Here is a 22,756-nt window from a genome sequence, read left to right on the forward strand (position 1 = left end):
TTAATAATAAACTTTACAATGGAGGTAGGACCCATGAAACTTCCTATCAATGTTGTTTTTAGAAATATGGATCGTTCATTAACCGCCGAAGAAAAAGCTATTCACCTGGCAGAAAAGCTGAATCGATTTTATCAGAATATAACTCGCTGTGATGTAGTGATTGAATCTGAGCATCGGCATCATTATAAGGGCAACCTCTATCATGTACGAATTGATCTGACTCTACCCGGCTCTGAATTAGTGGTAAGCAAAAGCCACGGTGATGAACATGCGCATGAAGACGTTTATGTTGCTATCCGCGATGCTTTTAACGCGATGAAACGGCAACTTCAAAGCCATATAAAAAAGGTTCGAGGGCATGTCAAGCATCACCAGACTGCACCTCAGGGAAAAATTGCCGAAATCTATCCACCTGCTGATTATGGATTCATCGAAACCATTGACGGTCGCCGAATTCGCTTTACCAGTGCCAGCGTTGTTTCCTATGATTTTGAAAAACTTGAAATTGGTGATGTTGTAAGATTTATAGAAGCAGAAGATGCCATCGCCCCAGCCGCCAGCACCATCCATGTTGAGAAACGATTTACTGCGGAAGGATAAAATATACAAGGGAGTTCGCTCTTTAAATCCTCTCTCCCCGCCAATAAACTGTCCTCCCCGCGAAGGCGGGGAGCCATCTCTGAGCTCGCTAAATGCCAACTGAGGAATGGTTTCCCGCCTTCGCGGGAAGGACAAAAAATGGTAGTGAGAGTTAGAAAGGGTCAAAATCAACCGTCTCTCTGTGAAACCTGCTATTTAGGCGCCTGATATTGCGCGGAGTACTTATCAGACAACTCCTTGGCTTGTTTCAATTGATCAGGAGTTAATTTCTTCTCAAGATCATCACGATTTTTGCTCGCATCCGCATAATTATTGGCTACTGCTGTGCTAAACCAGGCATAGGCTTCCACAGGGTTTGCAGTAATACCGATGCCGTCACGATAAAAAACACCCAGACGATTTTGAGCCTTGCCAAATCCCTGCTCTGCGGACTTCCTGATCCAGCTCATGGCTGTATCGAGGTTTTTGCTGACTCCGTCTCCGTAAAAATACATATCCCCTATATTATACTGGGCAGTTGGATTCCCCTGATCAGCACTTTTCTGATACCAGTAGGCTGCCTTTTGCAGATCCACCGAACCAGTTTTACCCGTATCATAAAAACTGCCCAGTTCAAGCTGCGATTTGGCATGTCCCTGATCAGCTGCTTTCTGAAAATACTCAAAAGCCTTTTTCTCATCTTTAGGCACACCATCACCATACTCATAAATCGAACCTAAATTGTATTGTGCACTGGCATTACCCAGATCAGCGGCCTTGCCATACCACTTGATAGCCTCTGGCAAATCTTTTGTGACCCCTGTGCCCGTGTCATACATATAGCCAATCGATAACAAAGCATCCGAATGATTCTGATCAGCGGCTTTTTTATACCAGGACATCGCTGTTTCATAATTTTGAGGCACACCATTGCCATAGTTGTACATATAACCTAAAGCGTATTGAGCATCTGCATTATTCTGTGATGCCGCTTTTTCATACCAGGTTAATGCTTTGGCGTAACCTTCCGGAGTTTTCTGATACCAGTAAAATCCTGCCAGAAGTACCTGCGCATCAATATTCCCCTGATTCGCTGAAGCAAGTAAAAGTTCTTCAGTTTTTTGCGGATTGTAGGTCACACCTTGTGCATTGTAATACATCTTACCCAGCAGGTATTGTGCCTTGGGATCGCCTTTTGCTGCCTCCTCTGACAGAAGAATGTAGGCTTTATCGTAATGCTGCTGATTGTAGGCCTCTTCCCCTTCCTGGGTAGTAGCGAAAGCGGGGTGACTCAGAGCAGCCAATAATGAGAGGGATAATACGTATCGCTTTATGTCCATGATATGACCTTAACTAAATTAGTCTGGTTTATTAGTATATAGTCGAAGACTATCATTTTTTCTAGTACCTTGAAAAATAATATCTATTGATTTCAATCAACTTTTTACGCAGCTTGCATGAATACTGATCTCTTTCAGCGAATCATAGAGAGCGTTTATTGACTCTCTTTTTAAATTGCGGTAGATAGATAGATTGCTTAAAATGGATAGGGGTTTATTGAATGTGTTATTCAGATCATGAAGATAGTTCAGGAAAGACATTACAATTAATGATTAATAACCTATCAAAAAAAAAATTCACGGGGCTTTTGTGTTTTTTACTACTTACCCTGGGAATGGCTTCAGGCCATGCGAAAAACCATATTGAGTTCATCCCTCTTAACTCTACTTCCAGCGAGCTACCCAAAGACAGTCAAATTATCATAAAGTATCGCCTTGTGAATCATTCCGATACTTCGCGTCTTCTAAAGATGATTCCAGTCAATGGCATAACTCAACTAGTTGACGGGGAAAATAGCTGTGATCCACAAATTACCCTCGCTGAAGGAAAATCCTGTGTTTTAAGCCTGGAAATAGATGCAGCCCAACTACCGGATGCGATTAGTTCAGGTCCTGTACTATGCGAATTTGATTCCAGGGACAATACAAAACCACGCTACTGTACCCAGCCCTTAAGTAGAAACACGATCCTTAATCTGAAAGTGGTTTCAGATGATAAAGCCTTATTATCAGTCACTCCCAAAGGCAAGTATTGCTATGGTAAAAAAAATCTTACCGCCTGCTCTATTCAAATGACCGCCGCTTCCGGAGTTCCTGCCACACTGACATTATTTAATAATTCAACTCGAGTTACCGCCTCCCAAATTCATGCCATTTTACCTTCAGACTGGACTGATGTAGTGCAAAATGCTTCGGGATGCAATACGTTACCACCACAATCAAGCTGCACTCTCTCTTTTCTCCCTGGCAACACTGTCCATCCGCCAGCCTCAGTTCCAATCGTTGGAGTGAATGCTGCGACAACGGCGGTTACTATGTCTGTCGTCGCACCAACACAGCTGAGCATTTCAGTTACAGGCTCTCCTATCGTAATGCGTTCCGGTGAAACACAATCGCTAACCATTACCAATAATTCCCCTCTTTTTCCGGCGTTTTCTATCCATTCTGATTTTACAGGAACTGCATTAGCGGGAAATGTCAGCGAGACAGCAAATAACTGCGCAATAGTTAATCCGGGTGCAAGTTGCACAATCAGTTATACTGCTGGAACCACTACTGTAACCCCTACCAATTTTCCTATTTTTGGAAATAACACCATTATTATCACTGCGAATATCAGCATTCAGTCATCTTATATGTATATACCAGATCAAGTGGATATAACTCAATGTACTATCAATGCCATCACAGGTCAGTTAGGAAGCTGTAGTAATACTGGGGGGTTACCAGCGCAACTTGTCGGCATAACATTCAATCCAGCTCGTACTATCGCATATATCACCGGTCAAAGTAGTAATTCGGTAACTCAATGTGATGTGACCCCCGGAACAGGCGCATTAACAAATTGCCAGGCTTCGGGCGCCACGGGAATTTCTCTGCCTCAGCAAATTACGCTAAATCCTGCAGGCACATTCGCTTATATTGTTAACTTCACCGGTGGAGCTACCAAGTGTACTGTTAATGCCCCTGCTGGCAACTTAAGTGGATGTGTACCCTCTGGAGCGGTAGTGGGGTTTGCTCCCGGTGGAATCGCTATCAATTCAGCGGGTACCCGCGCTTACATTACCAGCTTAGGTACCGATACAATTAGTGTCTGCAATATCAACGCGGGTACAGGCCTTTTAAGTGGCTGTGTTAATTCCGGAGCGACTGGGCTTAATGGTGTGAGAACACTGACCTTTAATTCTACTGAGACCATTGCTTACATCACGAATCAGGATACGCCTAGTGTTAGCCAGTGTACTGTGAATGGAGTAACCGGACAGTTTCTGGCATGTGCCGACTCAGGAGCCACCGCACTTAGTACGGCATTTGGAATTGTTCTGGACGATGCCAATGAATTCGCTTACATCAGCAATCCTGGAAACTCCACCATTACCAAATGCACCATTGATTCGCTAACCGGGAATCTGGGAGCTTGTGTTAATGCGGGAGCCACACTGTTAACGGGACCTCTCTACCTGGCAATTAATTAGGATAGTTCAATGACAGATTAATCAATTAGAGATACACGAATATGTGTAAGGTTATGTATGGGATGTTGAGATATCTCATACCATACTTGATGGTGATTAGTATAAAGTATTATAGAGAAATGAATAAAAAAAGAATTAACAGCTCATTGGTTTGTTTACTGGCACTTTTATATACACAGGCAGAGGCTGCTGTGGAGAAAAGCCCGGCCCCTTCTCCCAAACAGGGATATAATCTCAGTGGACTCTATGGCTATCAAAGCTTTAAATTTGATTCCACAAAACCGACCAGTTTTAATCGTTTTAGCGGTCATTTAAATTTGTATATGGCGGGCGGTAATAATTTTCGCTTACGCGAAGGATTAACTGCCGGCCTTTATATTTATGAAGTCAAAAGCAATGTCCATTCATCCATGCGAATCGATCCCGGTTTACCCAGTGAAACGGACCAAAAGGTAAAAAATGATTCTATTTATGGTCACCTGCTGAAAACCATTACGCCCAATTTACTTATCGATTTAATGGCGGGGCTGGGCTATAACTCACTTTCCTATTCCACTACTATTGCGGCCCAGACTGAGAACCAGCAATTAGGGCGTGCACACAGTAACAGCAATAATTGGTTTACCAGCATTAACGGAATTTACAGCCGTTCGTTTTCAAACTGGAAATTTCTGGGGAGTGTTGGATTATTATACAGCCAGATCGATCAGGACAGTTTTAACTATTCATTTATTCCTAATCAGATTGTAAATAGAGTGCCATTTTTACGTAACAAATCGGCCTTTTCGCTTGAAAACGCAGAAATCGGGTACCAGTTAAAAGAATGGGTACAGCCATTTGTGAATGTGGGATTAATACAAGTCTTGCAATTTTCCAATAATCGTCCCGGCATTTCGGGTGAGTTTGTGGGTGCTTTGCCTGAATTTAATCTGGATCAGAATGGTTATCGCGCAGGAGGCGGTTTATCATTCAAATATAAGCAATTAAGCCTGCGTATTGAACATCAGTATAGCCAGCGAGGCAGTGTGTATCATAGTAATCTGACAATGCTTTCACTCCATATGAATATGGCTTAAAAAGTGTTCGTTACCGCTTGTTGAAATGGAGTTCTGTTTGATAGGTCAGTTTAAAAAAAAATTACTTCAATTCGGAATTGGTTTTTTGCTGCTGGCTTTTATTTTTGCCCTGCAGAAAAATGCCTTTCCCTATCTTGATCAATTCATAACCCGAAGTAACAGCTTTATCTATGACCAGATCCTTCATCTGACTGTTGGCAATAAAAGCCTGCCGCCTCGTGTGGTGATTATCGATATCGATGATTATTCCACTCAGGCTGAGGGAAGATGGCCCTGGCCGAGAGACAAATTTGTAACGCTGCTAAGCAACCTGAAAAATGCGGGGGTTGTGGTAATTGCCTTTGATATTGTGTTATCCGAGGCGGAAATTAATTATGCCCAGGGGCTGGAAAAAAAATTACAGAGCTTAAATAACCAGACACTTTCTCAAGAGCTAATGCCTTTACTGATGAAAGCTGCCCCACTGATAGATAACGATCAGGCCTTTGCGAAAAGTCTATCAGAGAACGAAGTGGTACTGGGATTTCTTTTCCATGACAATCCCGATATTAAAAAGGGCGCTTTACCCTCACCGCTCCTGATTAACAATTCACAATCAGTCAATACACTAACACTCAGTTTTCTGCACTTCACTGGCTATAACGGTATACTCAATCTATTTTTAAAGGCGGCAGGTCATGCTGGCTTTGTCAGCAATGTTCCTGATCTCGATGGCTCGGTTCGTCATGGACTTTTATTAGCAGTTTATAACAACCAACTATATTCAAGTCTTGCCCTCTCAAGTGTCATGCGCTATTTATTAGCAGACAATGTCGAGTTGATGACTCATAGGATTCAGGGAAAAGAAGAGTTGTATGGTATTAAAGTGGGCGGTCTTTTCATACCTACTAATTCCAAAGGGCAGCTGCTGATTCCTTTCTGGGGCGGACCTGCAACAATTCCAACCTACTCCGCTACGGATATCCTTCACAATAAAGTATCCTCTCAGGAATTATCAGGCAGTATAGCCCTTTTAGGTTCTACTATGGTATTACTGGGGGATCTTCACCAGGCACCCTTATCTCAAAGCTTTCCCGGCGTGGAAATGAATGCCAATATTATTACCGGAATTCTGGAAAAAAAGATCACCAGCCAATTTGACTGGCATACCAATACAGGGATTATCTTAATATTGTTATCAGGTATAGTGTTCACCTTGTTATTTCCCTACCTGGGACCTGTTCTTCTTCCCATTCTTTTTCTTTTCTTCATCACAGTAATTTTAATAGCCAGCTACCTCTTCTTTCATTTTAAAAATATCTTCCTAGCTCCAGGACTTTTACTGGCTTTAATTACATTACAGGCTCTCGCTAACTTTACCTATTCCTTTATTCAGGAAAGGCGGCAAAAAAATCGTATTAAACAATTGTTCAGCCAATATATTCCTCCTTCCTATATGAAAGAAATTACTGATCATCCGGAACAGGTAAATCTTGGAGGCGAATCACGTGAGATGACCGTTTTTTTTGCTGATATACGTGGCTTCACCACTTTAAGCGAATCACTTGAAGCAACAGAGCTCAAACGTTTGCTCAATAGCTTTTTTACTCCTTTAACCAATATTATCTTTGATCATCAGGGCACTATCGATAAATATGTCGGCGATATGGTCATGGCATTCTGGGGAGCACCTTTAGTAGATGAAAAGCACTGTCATAATGCTTTAGCCGCTGCTTTGGCGATTAGAGGCAAGCTTCCCGAGATTAATCAGCAATTAAACCAGCTTAACCTCCCCTCTGTAAAAATTGGAATGGGGCTAAGCACCGGCATCATGAATGTCGGCGATATGGGTTCCAAATTTCGCCTTTCCTACACAGTGATTGGCGAGACAGTTAATCTGGCTTCTCGTCTGCAGGATTTAACCAAATATTATCGAGTGGATATTTTAGTTTCAGAAGCAAGCCGTCATCATCAAGACGACATTCTTTGGATGCCGGTTGATAAAGTAGTTGTTAAAGGCTCCCATAAAGCAGTTACAATTTATGAGCCTCAAGGGTATTATGCGGAGGTTCCCCAGGAAAAAAAAGATGAGATCAGGGATTATGAAGCGGGTTTGCAAGCTTACTATATGCAAAACTGGCAGGCTGCAAAAACGCAATTTGAAACCTTACATTCTTCTTATCCAGAACGCTATCTCTATAGCCTCTATCTGGCGCGAATTAATGCATTTATCAGCCACCCCCCCTCTTCGGATTGGGATGGCACATTCACACATGTAAGCAAATGATGAGGGAATGACAGTGAAGAAAATAATACTGCTGATTTTTATATTATTTACAGGAACGGCTTTTACTGCTCCTGCCGCTTTAGTGCTTTCGGTCACCAGTAAAGTCAGCGCGCAGCAGGGAGGAAAGGAACGTACATTAGGTAGGGGATCGCAACTGTTTACTGGCGACACCATCATCACCGGCGCCGGTGCCAAAGCCGAAATAAAATATACGGATGGTTCCCTGGTCAGTATACAGGAAAACACCAGCTATCAGATTGTCTCCTATTCCAGTCAGCAGAATGTAGAGTTTAAAACCAAATTAAATAAAGGTGCGATCGAGTATACCTCCAGTAAAAAGAAAAAAGGAAGCATCCAGACGCCGGTAGTTGCACTGGCCATTCTAGGTACAAAGCTTCAGGCTATTGCAACTCCCAGCAATACTTATCTGGATGTAAAACAGGGACTGGTGAAAGGAGGAAATCAGCTTGTAGGGCCTGGTCAGCAGTTTTCCAGCGGCTCATTCGATAGAAGTGGAAATTTTACACCCGGTCCTATTCCCTGGAAATATTCAGACAGCACACAAACCTCCAGTACGGATAGCTCCGCGGGGACAACGGGAGGAAATAGTAATAGCAGTACAATAGAGCAAAATAGCCAGATTGCTACTGAGACAATCGGCCTGACCACTTCACTAATTGAAAACACGACAATCAATACTGCAGTGAGTAATATTGTTACTGAATCACAACTCCCGGTAGTAGTAAGCGAAACAGTTGAGCTCGCCGAGATTATCGCTATCTGCCCCTAGAATGTGTGCCGAAGCCCGGAGCATGTTATAGCCACCGGCACAGGTTTCCTGTAGTATGTGAGCGTTTTATATTAATGCTCTGATAGAGGAAATTATGAAAAGGATTTTATTTGTCTTATGGCTGAGTGTTATTGGCAGCAATGCAATAGCATCAATCTTCACTGCAGAAGATGTCAATACGCTTAAAGAACATTTCAAAGCGAATATCAGCGCGGAAGGTGCGATTATGGCCTCCCCCTCACGCAGTAATCCTGACTACTATTTCGACTGGGCACGTGACTCAGCAATATCTATGAATCTTATTGCCTCCTGGTATGAGCAATATCGGGATCAGGATAGCAAACAAAAGTTATTTAACTATGTCAGTTGGGTTGAACGTCTCCAACACCAGCAAGATCCGTTACCCGGACAGGATATATTAGGAGAACCCAAATTTTATATGCCTGACAGTCCATTAGCCAGCCAGCCCTACACAGGCCCCTGGGGTCGTCCCCAAAACGATGGTCCGGCGATAAGGGCGATTACCCTGATGCGATTTGCAAATAGCCTTATTGCAGATGGTGAAAGTAATTATGTACGTGAGCACTTATACTTTGAAGGCTTAAACCCGGATACGATGGGCGCTATCAAAATGGATCTCGAGTATACCGCTCATCATTGGCAGGATAAAAACTTTGATCTCTGGGAAGAGGTTTTAGGGGATCATTTCTTTACTGCTATGGTACAGCGCAAAGCACTGCTGGAGGGTTCAGCCTTCGCCAAACGATTCAATGACAGGCTTGCTGCTCAATTCTATCTGGAACAGGCTCGATTGATTGAAAAGCGCCTTTATAAACACATCGATTGTAAAAACAACCTGATTCAGGCTACCCTGCCCCCGCACTCAGGCCCGCAAAAAACTCTGGAGCTGGATAGCGCAGTAATTCTGGGTGTCTTGTTAGGCAATACTCATGACAATTTCTTTTCAGCCGATACAAGCTATGTTAAGCACACGGTGGAGGCACTCAAAGATCAATTTAAATCCCTGTATCCAATTAATGAGCAATATGATCATGCCCTGTTGTTTGGACGTTACCCGGGAGATACTTATGACGGCTATCGCAATGACGGTAAAGGAAACCCCTGGTTTATATTAACGGCCGCTGCCGCTGAGTATTACTATACCCTTGCAGCAAATGAACTGAAACATACACACCACAAGAGCACTGTCGAACAATACATCCAGCTTGGTGATGCTTATTTACGTCTGATCAAAGACTACGCCCCTGATTTATTAATGAGTGAGCAAATTAATCTTGAAACCGGAGTACAGCAAGGCGCCTATTCCTTAACCTGGAGTTATGTCGCTGTATTAAGAGCAATTCAGGCGAGAGAGGCACTGGAGCAGCTGCCTGTTAATCATTCACGAACAGTGAAAGATACTGTTTCAGCTTAATTGTTGGTGGGAGCAAACTGTGCCTCTTACGAGGCAAAAACTGTCATCCCCGCGAAAGGCGGGGATCCATCTCTGAGCTAGCTACAATGCCGGCTGAGGAATGGATTCCCGCTTTTCGCGGGAATGACAAAATTTCTGTAACTTAATGGCAGCCAGGGGTTGAGGCTAAGTGATTGTCTTGCTCGCGGTATCCAGAAGTTTCTCATCAAGAGCAAGCATTCCCTGGATGAATCAACTAGCTCTTAATCCATTTTTAACATAGTCCTCAGAGCTTGAATCAGTACGACCTAATTCTTTCAGCGGTTTGCCACTCATTAAATAATCTTCAATCGTTTCTAAACTGAGACCTTTGGTTTCAGGCATGAAATAATAGCTGTAGATGAGCCCAAAGAAACAGATCGCTCCATACAATGCGAAAGTATATTCAATTCCAATTCCGGCATGCAAAAGGGGGAAGCTAAAAACGACCAGTGTATTGAAACCCCAGTTGCTGATTGAGGATAAGCCCATCCCTGCCCCTCTTACATGCAAGGGAAAGATTTCCGACATTGCTATATGCGGGATGGGACCAATGCTGATAGCAAAGGAAAATATGTAAACCGTCAGGCAAATGACAGAAAGAGAAGCGATTAAAGAGGTCTGGTAAAATGAAAAGAGGCTCAGCGCAAAAAGGCTGATAAATGCCCCAGAGAAACCAATTAAAAGAAGCTTTCGCCGCCCAAGTTGATCAACCCAGAATATAGCGCCTATGGTAACCAGCATATTGACCAAACCAATCCCCATGGTTGCCAGAATCTGTCCGGTTGCATTATTGAAACCCAGATTCTTAAAAATCTCCGGTGCATAATAGATGATGACATTTATTCCGCTTAATTGCTGTAAGCAGAATAGCATCATACCGAGCGATAACACCGGCAGCATGGAGCGGCTGAATAACTGCTTCCAGCCCTGTGTGTGCGGTTCACGGCTTAAAGTTAATTCAATATGCTGTAATTCGTGACTGCAGTTTTCTTTTCTCAGACGCTGTAAGGCATTAGCAGCCTCTTTTTTTCTTCCAACACTATACAACCAACGTGGAGATTCAGGTAAAAACATAATGAAAATAGTCAACAAACCGGCTGGAATGGCACTTGAAGCAAACATCGCGCGCCAGGCATTCTGTTCAATCAATAAATAGTTAACAGAATAAGCACATACAATCCCAATTGTTATCGCAAGCTGATAAATAGCGACCATCGCTCCACGCCATTTTTCAGGAGCAGTTTCAGCCAGATAGAGCGGTGTTATTACTGCTGCAGTACCAATAGCGATGCCGAGAATAAAGCGTGACACAATCAGAATCCACTCCTCAGCGGCAAGAGCAGCCCCCAGAGCGCCGAGAAAAAAGAGCAGACCGGCTGCCGATAAAGCACTTCGTCTGCCAAAATATTTTACCAGTTTGGAAACCAGCAAAGCACCAATCAACATAGAGCCAAGAAGTGCCCCGAAAGGCAACGCGGAGGTCATAATTCCAACTTCAGTATGATTCAAAGCGAAATACTCTTTCACCAGAGCAAGGGAGCCTGCAATGATTCCTTCATCATAGCCAAATAGAAAACCTGCTAATGATCCAATGATTGCAACTAATAATGCCATTTCTTATCCTTAATTCAGCTCAAGTTTACCAGTCTGATCCATCTACACTTTGTCGTAAATCAGAGCATTGGCTTTTTTGCAAAGATCCGTGATTAATTGCCAATCCCCGTTCTGCACCGCTGTTTCAGGAACCATCCAGGAACCTCCAACACACTGTACATTAGGCAATGCCAGATAGTCCATACAGTTGCTGCTATTAATTCCGCCAGTAGGGCAAAATACAGCATCGGGTAATGGGCCATAAAATGATTGCAATGCCGCAACACCGCCCATTGCGCCTGCGGGAAAAAATTTAAAATGCCTGTATCCCATCTCCATACCCAGCATGACCTCAGAAACACTGGATATTCCCGGAATAAGGGGAATCGAAGTTTCTCGCCCTGCTGATAACAGACTGGGGGTAGCTCCTGGGCTTAATGCAAAGGCCGCACCCGCGTCGAGCACCTGCTGTAGCTGTAAGTCATTAAGCACCGTTCCCGCGCCAATAACCATTGTTTTCATTTCCTGGCTCAACAGGTGAATCGCTTCAAGAGCGATTTCAGTGCGTAATGTCACCTCCATGATGCAAATGCCTCCCTTTAACAAGGCTTCAGCCAAGGGTAAGGCTTGATTAAGATCTCTGATAACAATGACAGGAATCAGCGCACTGGCAGAAAAAACCTTCTCAGCCGATAGTTTCCAGTTAAAAGGCTCCATTCTCATTCATCCTTTGTTTTAAATATGCAGCAGCTCCCAATAAGCCAGGTTGTTCCGCAGTGATTACAAATGTTGCAATTTTCTGATTAAAGCCTGTAAAACGTCCTTTATTTTCAAACCGTTCACGAAACTCACTATCGCTCAATAATGGCAATAACCTGGGAACAATTCCTCCTGCGAGATAAACACCCCCCAGAGAATTACCTGTTAAAGCCAGATTCCCCGCAAAACTGCCCAGACTTGCAAAAAACTGATTGACCGCCGTTACTGCAAGAGGACAAGCTGTAGTGAGCGCCAATTCTGCGATTTTAGCAGCAGATCGAAACTCAATGGGTTGGTCTTGAAACATTGCCAAGGCCTGATAAAGATCTTCAAGCCCTCCTCCTGATAAAACACGCTCGCAGGAGACATGTCCGTATTTTCGGGACAAATATTGGTAAATGAACCACTCCTGTTCAGTCTGGGCTGGCCAGTCAGCATGCCCTCCCTCACCCGCAACAGGTATATACCCATGACTGCCGGGAATTAACTGAGCCACTCCAAGACCCGTACCAGCACCAAGAACCAGCATATTTTGATCTGGTTCTGGATAACCGCCGCCTATCTGCAATTTATGCAAAGATTGTAATACAGTAAGGCTCATGGCCGTGGCAGTAAAATCATTCAACATATATAAGCGGTTTAAACCTAGTTTCTGCTTTACAGAGTTAACTGAGAATTGCCAGTGGGAATTGGTCATGGAAATTGTATCGCTATTGACGGGACAGGCAATAGCAATCGCTGCATGCTTAATATCTTCCACTTCGCAACTGTTCAAATAGTGAATCCAGGCATCCTCTATGCGCTGATAATTGGCACAGGGAAGGATTTTAATCTGATCTATAGCCAGACTGTTCAGCTCAACACGGCAAAATCGGGCATTTGTACCCCCTATGTCAGCGGCAACCGCATACTGCTCACTCGCCATTTATTGCAACTCCCGCAGGAAAAAGACTACAGGCCCCTTCCTCAGCACTTGAAAAATTATTTCTTAAATGAATAAATAACTCTCTCCCCATTCCATTAACTGGTTCGAGCGTTCTGACAGCATGTTGTCTATTTTTTAACTCCTGAGCAGATACCAGCAGTTCGACAATACCTCTTTGCCCATCGATAAGGATCATATCGCCATTTTCTACTTTTGAAATAAGCCCCTGGTCTGCAGCCTCAGGCGTGACATGAATAGCGGCTGGCACCTTGCCGGAAGCGCCGGACATGCGGCCATCCGTTAAAAGGGCAACGCGAAAGCCTCTATCCTGCAATACACCCAGTGGCGGAGTGAGTTTATGCAACTCAGGCATGCCACAGGCTTTAGGCCCTTGGAAGCGTACAACGATAACACAATTTCTCTCCAATTCGCCGGCATGAAAGGCCATTTCAAACTCTTCCTGGCTTGAAAAAACCAAAGCAGGCGCTTCAATCACCTGATTTTCCGAAGCCACTGCAGAAGTTTTGAAAACAGCTCGCCCGAGATTACCTGATAATACCTGCAATCCTCCCTGAGGTTGAAATGCGTTGCTCACCGGGCGCAAAACATTGATATCAGCTGACTGAGGTTCACTTTCAATCCATGCCAGTTGCCCGTTATCGAGAGTCGGCTTTTGTGTATAACGCTGAAGACCAAATCCAGCCACAGTGTGCACATCCGCATGCAGTAACTCATTTTCAAGCAGAGTTTTTATCAGATAGCCCATACCTCCTGCCTGCTGGAATTGATTAATGTCGGCATCACCATTCGGATAGACACGGGCAAGTAACGGGATAATCTTCGATAGCTCTGCAAAATCATCCCAATTAATAATCAGGCCGGCTGCACGCGCAATAGCAATCAGGTGCATGGTATGATTAGTTGAACCACCGGTTGCCAGTAAGCCAATAATTGCATTCACCAGCGATTTTGCGTCAACAATTTTGCCTACTGGTAAATACTCCCCCCTTAAATCGGTCAGTTCAATAATTTTCTGTGCAGCGGCTTTGGTTAATTCATCACGTAAAGCTGTGTTAGGATGTACAAATGACGAGCCAGGTAATTGCAAACCCATTATTTCCACGATGAGTTGATTAGAGTTGGCTGTTCCGTAAAAAGTACAGGTACCAGGAGAATGATAGGAAGCCGCTTCAGCGTCCAGAAGCTTGTCTTTGTCCACTTTCTTTTCGGCATACAACTGGCGTATTCGCGCCTTCTCTTTGTTCGAGATCCCGGATGGCATAGGCCCTGCGGGAATTAGCATAAAGGGCAAATGACCAAAAGATAAGGCTGAAATCAACAGACCAGGTACTATTTTGTCGCAGATGCCAAGCATCAGACCGCCGTCGAACATATTATGAGATAAGCCGATAGACGCGGACATGGCTATCACATCACGGCTCAAGAGGCTTAACTCCATGCCAGGCTGTCCCTGCGTGATACCATCACACATGGCGGGCACACCGCCGGCGAACTGAGCAATGCCTCCAGCTTCTGCAACCGCCTTCTTTATTAGTGAAGGATAATGCTCATAAGGCTGATGCGCGGATAGCATATCATTATAAGCGGAAATAATACCGATATTAGGCTGTCTCATTTCACGGAGAATCTGTTTCTCATGCAAAAGGCAGGCAGCAAATCCATGTGCCAGATTACCGCAGTGCAGGCCTTTACGATGAGGGCCTTGCACTCTGGCCTCTGTCAGTTGTGAAAGGTATTTTTCACGCAACTTAAGACTGCGCTCATTAATTTTATCGGTGATATCTCTGATACGAAAATGCATAACAACCTCAAGAGGGAGCAAACATAACCTGCAATCGGGTCGCAGGCTGATTAATAAAAGCACGAATAGGCATGGTCAGTGCGTCATTGTCTGCTAATGCCTCCTGAAAGACACGCATCTTGTTCTCACCGACTAGCTGCAAAAACAACTTTCGGGTTCTAAGCAGACGGGGTTTGGTTAGTGTAATTCGTTGAAACGGTGCATGAATTGGTGTTAGTGCAATCACGTCCTTTGCGAAATTCGATAATCCATATTCCAGCTCTCTGCTGCCAGGAAATAAAGAGGCAGTATGGCCATCCTCTCCCATTCCCAATATCACTGCGTCAAACAAAGGAATCCTGGCAAGTTTGGCCTCAGCTTCGCCAATAGCCTCTTCAATAGTTAAATTTTGAGTAGAAAAATTGATGAAGGCGGCAGCAGCGGCCTTGTTTTTTAAAAGACAGTTCCTCACCATCCATTCATTACTATCGCTGTCCTGTGCGGTATTCCAGCGCTCATCTACCAGAATTACCGAAACCGCATTCCAGTTTAAATCTTTGCCAGCCATCACTTCAAATAATGCAGCCGGAGTTTTACCACCAGAAACAGCCAGATAGGCTTCACCTCTTGCAGTAATAGCCTCGTCAAGAATTTGTATCAATCGATTGGCAAATTCCTCGTGAAGCATTTCACAGTTATCAAAACGATGTATATCCATTTATTCATCCCAGCTATGCGCATCCCGTGCTAATAAACTGGTTGCCATCGCCGGCCCCCAGGTTCCTGCCTGATACGGGCGAGGTGCTTCCGAGCTCTCTTGCCAGGCCTTTAAAATCCCGTCAATCCAATCCCAGGCTTGCTCAACTTCATCTCGGCGTACGAACAAATACTGATTACCCAGCATTACCTCTAATAAGAGACGCTCATAGGCATCAGCGATGCGCTGTTTGTTGAAGGTTTTGTCAAAACTTAAATCCAGTTTGCTTTCCTGAAGCTGCATTGTTTCCCCAAGTCCCGGAATTTTGTTCATGATTTGAATTTCGACCCCTTCATCAGGCTGCAGGCGAATAATTAACTTGTTGGGAGCAAGCTGTTTGTAGGTTTTCTGAAAAATGTTGTGCTGGGGAGCTTTGAAGTAAACAGCTACTTCACTGTGCTTTTTCGGCATTCGTTTGCCAGTTCGCAGATAAAATGGAACACCTGCCCAACGCCAGTTGTCTATATTGACCTTCATTGCGACAAAAGTTTCAGTTCTGCTCTCAGAACGGGCTCCCTCTTCTTCGAGATACGCAGGAACAGCTTTTCCATTCACAAATCCACTAGTATATTGCCCGCGAACAGTCGAGGCCTGAACATTGGCATGATTTATTGGACGCAATGCCTTTAGCACTCTTAGTTTTTCATCCCGAATACTGTCTGCATCGAGACTGGTCGGAGGCTCCATAGCGATGAGGGATAAAACCTGTAACAAATGATTTTGCAGCATATCGCGCATCTGGCCCGCATCATCATAATAACTCCACCGCCCTTCAACACCAACCTCTTCGGCAATAGTGATCTGCACATGGTCAATTGACTGATGATCCCAGTTATTTACAAATAATGAGTTAGCAAAACGCAAAGCCAGCAAATTCAAAACGGTTTCTTTTCCGAGATAATGATCAATTCGGTAAATCTGGTTTTCTGCAAAATAACAGGAGACTTGATTATTGATTACAATCGCTGAAGCCAGATCCTTGCCGATAGGTTTCTCAAGAACTATACGGGCAGGAAAATCAGCCAAACCATTTTTCGCCATGCCCTCGGCGATATGGCCAAATAATGAAGGAGGTGTTGCAAAATAGCCAATCGGGATCAGATGATCTGCCGTTTGTCGTTTTAATTTCTGATACTCATCAATCTGTAACAAATCCAGTTGTGAATAACGAAGACGCGAAGCCAGGCGATCCCATACTGCATTATTAAAAGGAGTATTCAAAAACTTTTTGAGATTGGAAGAAACAAAATTCCCATAGGACTCAAGACTAAACTCTTCGCGGGCTACACCGTGGATAAGCGTATCCGCATGCAGCATTCCTGAACTTTCCAATTGATAAAGTGCGGGTAAGAGTTTTCGGCGAGCCAGGTCACCTTGGGTGCCGAATAAAAAAAGATTGCAGGGTTTGTGTTTAACCAACATCTTGAATTGAATCCTTTCATTCCTACTTCAATCCCTGAAGTTTACAATAGCAAGAGACAGGCTACAAATCATTTTTGATATTAAAGCCAGGACCAGATATATTAGTAATGTTGTCCAATAGTGTACCAATAAGATTATCAGCCAGCTCTGGATTAGCTATCTGATGCGAGTTAGACGATCGAAGAGCATCTTCATTAAATCTGATACGCTTGTCCTTACCCAGTTTGTAAGTATCTTTAGCTACCTCAATCAGATGCAACTCCAAATCTAATAAATAGGCCTGAGGAAGCTTGTTTTCGCTAAGGTCATCCTGGATGAGCTTTGCGCATTTATCCATAAAACTCAAACAAAAGATAAGCAGTGCATGAAGTTTCAAATTTCCAGCATTGGTCTTTAAAAAGTTGATTTCTTTATTCAAAGTAGATTGCAGTTCACCAAACCAGGGTCTCACAAGATTATGAAGTGCTTTCAGCGGTTTCTGTGCATCAAGCCTTTCAGAGGTGCTATAAACCGGGTTCTGACTATCATTTGCAAAGACTTTGTATGAGTCTGCAAATAGGATCAGGAATAACTCAATCTGGCTGACAAGAAATTCCTGAACATTCTTAATTCCGGGAACGCCTTTTTCAGGGAATTGTGTCTTAAAAAAATTATCCCAGTTTTGAATCAAGCTATTCATGTCATTCATATCAGAATTAAAAGCCTCCAGCCCTTTTGTATTTTTTTTGGCTATTTTATACTCGTTGTTTTTTGAATCTCCATCGAGTTTATACTCAATGTTTTTTGAGGCATCATTGAGCTCCTCTTCAGAAGATTTCTGCTTTTTATAGAGGCCGGGAGGCAGAGGCTGCTGGGGATCTGAGTTGTACACACCTCTATCTCCCTTTAAAGTATGATGACCCTGAGATTTACGCGGCACAGTCGCTCCTTAATCGGCTAGTTACTTTGATAATTTTACAGCAAATAACAATTTTTATCCACTAAGTTTTATATTTAGACTTTTATAGGCACTGTAATTTCATCGCATGATGCCGTTAAACGATGCGCCTCTCTTGCTTTCTTCACCATAAAAAAGGTTTGTCCACAACCATACATCGAATCAACGGATCGCTTCAGACTTCCAATTCCTGATTCACTGTCCGCAGTGATCTGTGAACTGGAACTGGGTAAATCCATTGAGCTGGTCAAAGAAGAATTTGAACTGCTCAAATCGACTTCGCTATCACTATCGCTCGCACAAAGATGCGTTGATTTTCCTGTCCTAAGTCCCTGATGAACCTCCCCGGTTAACATATTGTGCACACCCGGAAAACTGACTCCGTGCGATCCACGATATTCTATACCTTTGAATTCAGATAACACACTATCACATGCCTGGCAGCACAGCTTGGATATACCAATATGAACAGGTTCCTCCGGGTTTATCGAGTTGTTCTGACGCAGATAGTCAACTATCAATTGTTCTGCATGCCAGTTCCCTTTGCCAATGCTGTCTGAGCGGACTAATACTTCGTAGTTGCCAGATGTTAATGCGTTGGCTTGCTCGACAGATAACCCGGTATCCGTTTTACCATAGTATTTTGCGAGGAAATAAGAGGACGCCAGCTTTAATAATGCTTTTTGCAGGTGCTCTCTTTGACTCTCGCACTTTTTATTGCGCTCTGGCACTACCGTAGCATAACCGCCTGCATCATCCTTACCTAAAGCCCTGACTGCCAGTGCTGCCAAAGCCAATCCCTTGGCATTAAAAGCAATCTTTAACTCTTCAGCCGCAAGCGATTCATCGTCGGTAAGGAACATATCGATATCTTCGGAGGCTTCAAATTTGGAACCAGCCAGAAAATCGGCTTCCATTTTTTTGATGAAATCCTGCACTATCTGCAGGCGTCGCACCATCAGTTTAGTAAACTTGCTGATAGTTTCCGCTTCGTCAGTACCTGCAATACGAGGAAAGTTAGAGGCTATTACAAATTTCCCTTCATGCAATACGACTGCAACACAGGGGCTAATCGTATCAGGCACCGCCATAAGACGACTCAAGCTATCGACTCGCCGTTGTGCTTTTACTGCGCTTTTACTTGTTCTCAGTGGCTCAGGAGGAACAGCGATATGATTGTCACGGATAAATTGATCAAGAAAAGCAGCATGCGGAAATTTATTCGTCACAGCAGGTGTCAACGCTAACTGATCAATTATTGCAGGAACGATTTTATGGATGATGTCGCTATCCTCTACACCAGTCTCTGTTAAATAATGAGCAATCCCTTTTGCTTTACTATTGGAGATATTGATTTTTGGTTGGTGTGCGGCAGCACTATTAAGGATTAACTCTTGAATCTGAGATTGGCGCATTTTAAACCTCGGAAATTGAATCTTGCTTTCAGTGAAAGCTGAACATTTTCGAGTAGTTTACAGGTCAAAAATTAACAAAATATTAAAATATGAATACTTTTTGAATTATTATGCACAAATTTACATGTATTGATTCATGAGTCAGCTGGAGTATACTGAAACCTCACATGCTTCATAGATGTTAAAAGGATTTAACTCTCAACAAGGAGGTTGTAATGAAGTTCAGATTATTTTATGCGGCTCTGCTCCTGTCTCCCCTGTCAGCATTTGCGGATGAGGTTCCTGAAAATCAACCTGTAATACCTGCTGCAAACGCGGCTCCTGAAAATACAGTTCTGCGCCAATATACAACAGAAGACAAAACAGCTGAACTGGCCAGTTTCCAGCGCAGTATTGATTATCCCACACAAATAGTGCGAATCAAAGGAAGCCTTGCAGATAAAAACTTAAGTTGCGATGAGGTCAATAAAGCGATTGATAAGGCGATGGTTTCAAAAATAACTCCTGATAAATTTACTTACAATATTTATATTTCCTGCAGCTATGATCCTCAGACTCGTCTGGCCACCAGCTTTTTAATCAATACTTATTTTGACCCGCTTTCAGATAATGCTATCGATTATTTAAATAACTATCTGGCCGAATATAATGGTTCAGATCTGCTAGGAACGGCTTTTAATATTGAAAGCGCAAAAGGCGTTGTTATCTCCATGAACCTCAATGCCGGTTATAAGAACAACATGCGAAAAAACACTTATACTTTATATCACCAGGATCGTGGGAATTATTTTTTTAAAAGCAATTATGATTTGAAGAAAGAGCTTATAGCTGATATTTACAGCCGCTTCTATTCCAACGATCCGGAAGTCGTTTTACCTTTTCTCGACAAATGGATTAGCCCCTATGCGAGCTCTATTTATCCTGGAATTCTTCGCTCTTCCAATTATGTCGAGCTACAGCCTGAAAGGATATTCGTAATGGACCATGAGGGTGATCTTTTTGTGTCTAATTTGAAATATTATTTTGCTCACACCTGCACTAAATATACCAACAAACGTTGTATGTAAAACACTACCATTCTTTATCAGGACTACAAGAATTGCAGTCCTGATAAGCTTCTGATTAAAAAGTTGTAAACAGATAATAATAACCCTTGTATAACAGGAACAAACCAATCAACAAATAAATCAAAGCCATTATCATCAATCCATTGGCATGTGCCGACCACCAGTGAGCCATTCTTACTGCCTGATCCGGAAAAAATAAACGCAGGAGCGCACTTAATAGAATAAGCCAGCCAACAATGGTAATAATCAATGGCCAGGCGACTACCCAGACGTTATGACTGACAACAAGCAGTAATCCCAGAATCAACGTTATAATGGCCATAAAAAGCATCAACGGTGAATCAGCAACCATCGCATTGATTAAGGGGTGTATATTTCTGCGGCGGAAAAACACGTATAAACTGGTAATCACCAAATACCAGCCGATTACTTTCGCCAGGAAAATTGTAATGTCCATAGCGTGCTCCAAAATACAGTTTCTATATTATTAGTATAGTCTAAACAGTTGTTTTTTTGCATATTTTTGAATCACGTCATCCGGAGCACCGTGAGGGATTTCCTTGCAGTTGCACACACTCGAATAGTGAGTTAAATCCCGGCAGGATGAATTAGATCTCGAAATGGTAAAAACCGTACCACTCCGAGGAGATCCTTCGCTGCGCTCGGGATGACGGGGGGAATTACATTTATTCTTGCATTAATATCGTTAAATCATCAGATGGTTTTAACTGCATTTTTTTGATTAAAAAAGTACCCAAAGCAGCTATTAGAAAATTGAGGATTAATGCGTAACAGGATAAATATCCCGGTATAATATAATCTCCTATTTTCAGTGGATAAATGGAAGATTTAAAGTTTAACCACAGGATCCCCCAGGTGCCGCTGATAATCCCCGCAATCCAGCCCAAAATCAGAGCGCGATAATCAAACCAGCGCGTATACAAACCCAGGATAACAGAAGGAAATGTCTGGCTAATCCAGATTCCACCCAATAATTGTAATTGAATGATGTAATCCAACGGCAAAAAGAGAATAAATGCCAGCGCGCCAGCCTTAATCAGCAGGGAGATAATCTTGGCAATTTTCGCCTCATCCTTAAGCGATACTGAAGCCCTGGTATATTCTTTATAAATGTTTCTGGTGCATAAATTAGCAGCAGAAATAGACATAATTGCAGCCGGCACCAAGCCGCCAATGGCAAAAGCTGCGAAAGCAATGCCAAGAAACCAGTCCGGAAAACTGTCAAGATACAAAGCAGGCACTGCAAAATTCGCTTTATATTGCTGGAAATAGGCGGTAAATCGAGGATTTGCTTCAACACCAGCCGCGAAAGCCATGTACCCAAGCAAAGCGCAAATCCCTAATAGCACCGAGAAAAGCGCAAGAAGAATCATATTTTTCCTGATCGCGTTTTCACTTTTAGCACTCAGCATCACATTAACGCTGTGCGGATATAACAATAATGCCAATGCTGAGCCAAATGCCAGTGTAAGATAAGCACTGTATTGATTCATATTATTCACTGTCGGGACTTTTAAGAGCAGCTTGTCAATGGGGATTTTAGCAAAAATAGCAGAGAATCCCCCTAACTTCGCCGGAATTATCAGAATGGCTGCAATCAAAGCGATATAAATTAATATATCTTTCACTATTGCAATTAAAGCAGGAGCTCTGACCCCGCTTCGATATGTATAAACAGATAATACAATGAAGGCGATGATTAGAGGTGCCTCACCAGCCAGACCCGTAGTAGGGAAGCCTAAGGCAGCAATAATGATCTGAATTCCGGCTAATTGCAAAGCGATATAGGGCATCGTCGCGATAACCCCGGTTATCGCAACCAGTAAAGAGAGCAGCGAACTGTCATAGCGAGCCCTGACGAAATCGGCGGCAGTAATAAATCCATGTTGTTTGGATATCGTCCATAATTTGGGAAGTATTAGAAAGCCGAGCGGATAAACAATAAAGGTGTAGGGAATTGCGAAGAATCCAAGAGCGCCAGCCCCATACATAAACGCAGGAACAGCAATAAAGGTATAAGCTGTGAATAAATCGCCTCCTACCAGAAACCAGGAGATAATGGTTCCGAAACTGCGCCCGGCCAGAGCCCATTCATGAAGAGAATCCATGTCTGCCTTTCGCCAGTGAACAGCCATAAATCCGATGAGGCTTACCAATAGAAAAAGGAAAAGAAAAATCAGCAACATGCTAAGAGACACGATTTACTCCCTTGTGTATCACTCCCTGAAACCTGCTCATTATAAATAACAAATACAAACGAATACCAGTAAGTTCTGAATCTTATGGTTATTTGAGAAAGGCCTCTCGAATTGCTCAATATATGGTCTACATTTGTAATATATGATGTTGCATTGAGA

18 protein-coding genes are annotated in these 22,756 nt (G+C 43.1%); 7 read left to right on the plus strand and 11 right to left on the minus strand.

Annotation, left to right across the window (positions count from 1 at the left end):
* The first annotated feature begins 33 nt into the window (after nucleotides 1–33).
* Nucleotides 34–600 carry an HPF/RaiA family ribosome-associated protein gene (locus LXA66_RS03365; RefSeq protein ID WP_112218546.1) on the plus strand — a complete coding sequence of 189 codons (567 nt, stop codon included), beginning with the start codon at nucleotides 34–36 and terminating at the stop codon, nucleotides 598–600.
* A 191-nt stretch (nucleotides 601–791) separates the two neighbouring features.
* On the opposite strand, the gene LXA66_RS03370 is transcribed toward LXA66_RS03365, so the two are convergent.
* Nucleotides 792–1,919, minus strand: a complete 1,128-nt coding sequence (locus LXA66_RS03370) for an SEL1-like repeat protein (protein WP_233011911.1) — start codon at nucleotides 1,917–1,919, stop codon at nucleotides 792–794.
* A 221-nt stretch (nucleotides 1,920–2,140) separates the two neighbouring features.
* On the opposite strand from LXA66_RS03370, the gene LXA66_RS03375 reads away from it, so the two are divergent.
* From LXA66_RS03375 to LXA66_RS03395, 5 genes are all read left to right on the plus strand, one after another.
* Nucleotides 2,141–4,114 (plus strand): YncE family protein, encoded by a 1,974-nt coding sequence (locus LXA66_RS03375; RefSeq protein WP_233011912.1) that lies wholly within the window; start codon nucleotides 2,141–2,143, stop codon nucleotides 4,112–4,114.
* A gap of 119 nt (nucleotides 4,115–4,233) precedes the next feature.
* The gene (locus LXA66_RS03380) at nucleotides 4,234–5,190 is read left to right on the plus strand and encodes an autotransporter outer membrane beta-barrel domain-containing protein (RefSeq protein ID WP_233011913.1); all 957 of its coding nucleotides are present in this window, start codon (nucleotides 4,234–4,236) and stop codon (nucleotides 5,188–5,190) included.
* A gap of 37 nt (nucleotides 5,191–5,227) precedes the next feature.
* A complete protein-coding gene (locus LXA66_RS03385; protein WP_233011914.1) occupies nucleotides 5,228–7,456 on the plus strand; it encodes a CHASE2 domain-containing protein in 2,229 nt (742 codons plus the stop codon).
* 13 nt (nucleotides 7,457–7,469) lie between these two features.
* A complete protein-coding gene (locus LXA66_RS03390) occupies nucleotides 7,470–8,246 on the plus strand; it encodes a FecR domain-containing protein (RefSeq protein WP_172458094.1) in 777 nt (258 codons plus the stop codon).
* Between the two features lie 94 nt (nucleotides 8,247–8,340).
* Nucleotides 8,341–9,681 carry a glycoside hydrolase family 15 protein gene (locus LXA66_RS03395; protein WP_233011915.1) on the plus strand — a complete coding sequence of 447 codons (1,341 nt, stop codon included), beginning with the start codon at nucleotides 8,341–8,343 and terminating at the stop codon, nucleotides 9,679–9,681.
* A gap of 231 nt (nucleotides 9,682–9,912) precedes the next feature.
* On the opposite strand, the gene LXA66_RS03400 is transcribed toward LXA66_RS03395, so the two are convergent.
* The 8 genes from LXA66_RS03400 to LXA66_RS03435 all read right to left on the minus strand — a co-directional run bounded on the left by LXA66_RS03400 (nucleotide 9,913) and on the right by LXA66_RS03435 (nucleotide 19,311).
* The gene (locus LXA66_RS03400; RefSeq protein ID WP_233011916.1) at nucleotides 9,913–11,316 is read right to left on the minus strand and encodes a sugar porter family MFS transporter; all 1,404 of its coding nucleotides are present in this window, start codon (nucleotides 11,314–11,316) and stop codon (nucleotides 9,913–9,915) included.
* Nucleotides 11,317–11,358: 42 nt separating this feature from the next.
* Entirely contained in the window at nucleotides 11,359–12,012 is a 654-nt protein-coding gene (locus LXA66_RS03405) for a bifunctional 4-hydroxy-2-oxoglutarate aldolase/2-dehydro-3-deoxy-phosphogluconate aldolase (RefSeq protein WP_233011917.1), read from the minus strand.
* Entirely contained in the window at nucleotides 11,999–12,979 is a 981-nt protein-coding gene (glk, locus tag LXA66_RS03410; RefSeq protein WP_233011918.1) for a glucokinase, read from the minus strand. Before glk ends, LXA66_RS03405 begins: the two co-directional genes overlap by 14 nt.
* Nucleotides 12,969–14,801 carry a phosphogluconate dehydratase gene (gene edd, locus LXA66_RS03415; protein ID WP_233011919.1) on the minus strand — a complete coding sequence of 611 codons (1,833 nt, stop codon included), beginning with the start codon at nucleotides 14,799–14,801 and terminating at the stop codon, nucleotides 12,969–12,971. Before edd ends, glk begins: the two co-directional genes overlap by 11 nt.
* Nucleotides 14,802–14,808: 7 nt before the next feature.
* A complete protein-coding gene (gene pgl, locus LXA66_RS03420) occupies nucleotides 14,809–15,498 on the minus strand; it encodes a 6-phosphogluconolactonase (protein WP_233011920.1) in 690 nt (229 codons plus the stop codon).
* A complete protein-coding gene (zwf, locus tag LXA66_RS03425) occupies nucleotides 15,499–16,959 on the minus strand; it encodes a glucose-6-phosphate dehydrogenase (protein ID WP_233011921.1) in 1,461 nt (486 codons plus the stop codon).
* A gap of 61 nt (nucleotides 16,960–17,020) precedes the next feature.
* Nucleotides 17,021–17,878 (minus strand): hypothetical protein, encoded by an 858-nt coding sequence (locus LXA66_RS03430; RefSeq protein ID WP_233011922.1) that lies wholly within the window; start codon nucleotides 17,876–17,878, stop codon nucleotides 17,021–17,023.
* 74 nt (nucleotides 17,879–17,952) lie between these two features.
* A complete protein-coding gene (locus tag LXA66_RS03435; protein ID WP_233011923.1) occupies nucleotides 17,953–19,311 on the minus strand; it encodes a nucleic acid/nucleotide deaminase domain-containing protein in 1,359 nt (452 codons plus the stop codon).
* A gap of 215 nt (nucleotides 19,312–19,526) precedes the next feature.
* On the opposite strand from LXA66_RS03435, the gene LXA66_RS03440 reads away from it, so the two are divergent.
* Nucleotides 19,527–20,378: an Lpg0189 family type II secretion system effector gene (locus LXA66_RS03440; RefSeq protein WP_233011924.1), complete on the plus strand. Its 852-nt coding sequence runs from the start codon at nucleotides 19,527–19,529 to the stop codon at nucleotides 20,376–20,378.
* A gap of 55 nt (nucleotides 20,379–20,433) precedes the next feature.
* On the opposite strand, the gene LXA66_RS03445 is transcribed toward LXA66_RS03440, so the two are convergent.
* Nucleotides 20,434–20,835, minus strand: a complete 402-nt coding sequence (locus tag LXA66_RS03445; protein ID WP_233011925.1) for a hypothetical protein — start codon at nucleotides 20,833–20,835, stop codon at nucleotides 20,434–20,436.
* 229 nt (nucleotides 20,836–21,064) lie between these two features.
* Nucleotides 21,065–22,597, minus strand: coding sequence for a monocarboxylate uptake permease MctP (mctP, locus tag LXA66_RS03450; protein ID WP_233011926.1), 1,533 nt, complete (start codon nucleotides 22,595–22,597; stop codon nucleotides 21,065–21,067).
* Nucleotides 22,598–22,756: the final 159 nt, after the last annotated feature.

The organism is Legionella sp. 16cNR16C, from assembly GCF_021297775.1.
GTDB classification, from domain to species: Bacteria; Pseudomonadota; Gammaproteobacteria; order Legionellales; family Legionellaceae; genus Legionella_C; species Legionella_C quinlivanii_A.

Bases quoted from the DNA above. Each gene is read 5' to 3' on its own strand.
- LXA66_RS03400 (WP_233011916.1), bottom strand. From the start codon at position 11,316: ATGGCATTATTAGTTGCAATCATTGGATCATTAGCAGGTTTTCTATTT.
- zwf (WP_233011921.1), bottom strand. From the start codon at position 16,959: ATGTTGGTTAAACACAAACCCTGCAATCTTTTTTTATTCGGCACCCAA.
- LXA66_RS03370 (WP_233011911.1), bottom strand. From the start codon at position 1,919: ATGGACATAAAGCGATACGTATTATCCCTCTCATTATTGGCTGCTCTG.
- LXA66_RS03375 (WP_233011912.1), top strand. From the start codon at position 2,141: ATGTGTTATTCAGATCATGAAGATAGTTCAGGAAAGACATTACAATTA.
- edd (WP_233011919.1), bottom strand. From the start codon at position 14,801: ATGCATTTTCGTATCAGAGATATCACCGATAAAATTAATGAGCGCAGT.
- pgl (WP_233011920.1), bottom strand. From the start codon at position 15,498: ATGGATATACATCGTTTTGATAACTGTGAAATGCTTCACGAGGAATTT.
- LXA66_RS03440 (WP_233011924.1), top strand. From the start codon at position 19,527: ATGAAGTTCAGATTATTTTATGCGGCTCTGCTCCTGTCTCCCCTGTCA.
- LXA66_RS03405 (WP_233011917.1), bottom strand. From the start codon at position 12,012: ATGGAGCCTTTTAACTGGAAACTATCGGCTGAGAAGGTTTTTTCTGCC.
- LXA66_RS03380 (WP_233011913.1), top strand. From the start codon at position 4,234: ATGAATAAAAAAAGAATTAACAGCTCATTGGTTTGTTTACTGGCACTT.
- glk (WP_233011918.1), bottom strand. From the start codon at position 12,979: ATGGCGAGTGAGCAGTATGCGGTTGCCGCTGACATAGGGGGTACAAAT.
- LXA66_RS03365 (WP_112218546.1), top strand. From the start codon at position 34: ATGAAACTTCCTATCAATGTTGTTTTTAGAAATATGGATCGTTCATTA.
- LXA66_RS03435 (WP_233011923.1), bottom strand. From the start codon at position 19,311: ATGCGCCAATCTCAGATTCAAGAGTTAATCCTTAATAGTGCTGCCGCA.
- LXA66_RS03395 (WP_233011915.1), top strand. From the start codon at position 8,341: ATGAAAAGGATTTTATTTGTCTTATGGCTGAGTGTTATTGGCAGCAAT.
- LXA66_RS03445 (WP_233011925.1), bottom strand. From the start codon at position 20,835: ATGGACATTACAATTTTCCTGGCGAAAGTAATCGGCTGGTATTTGGTG.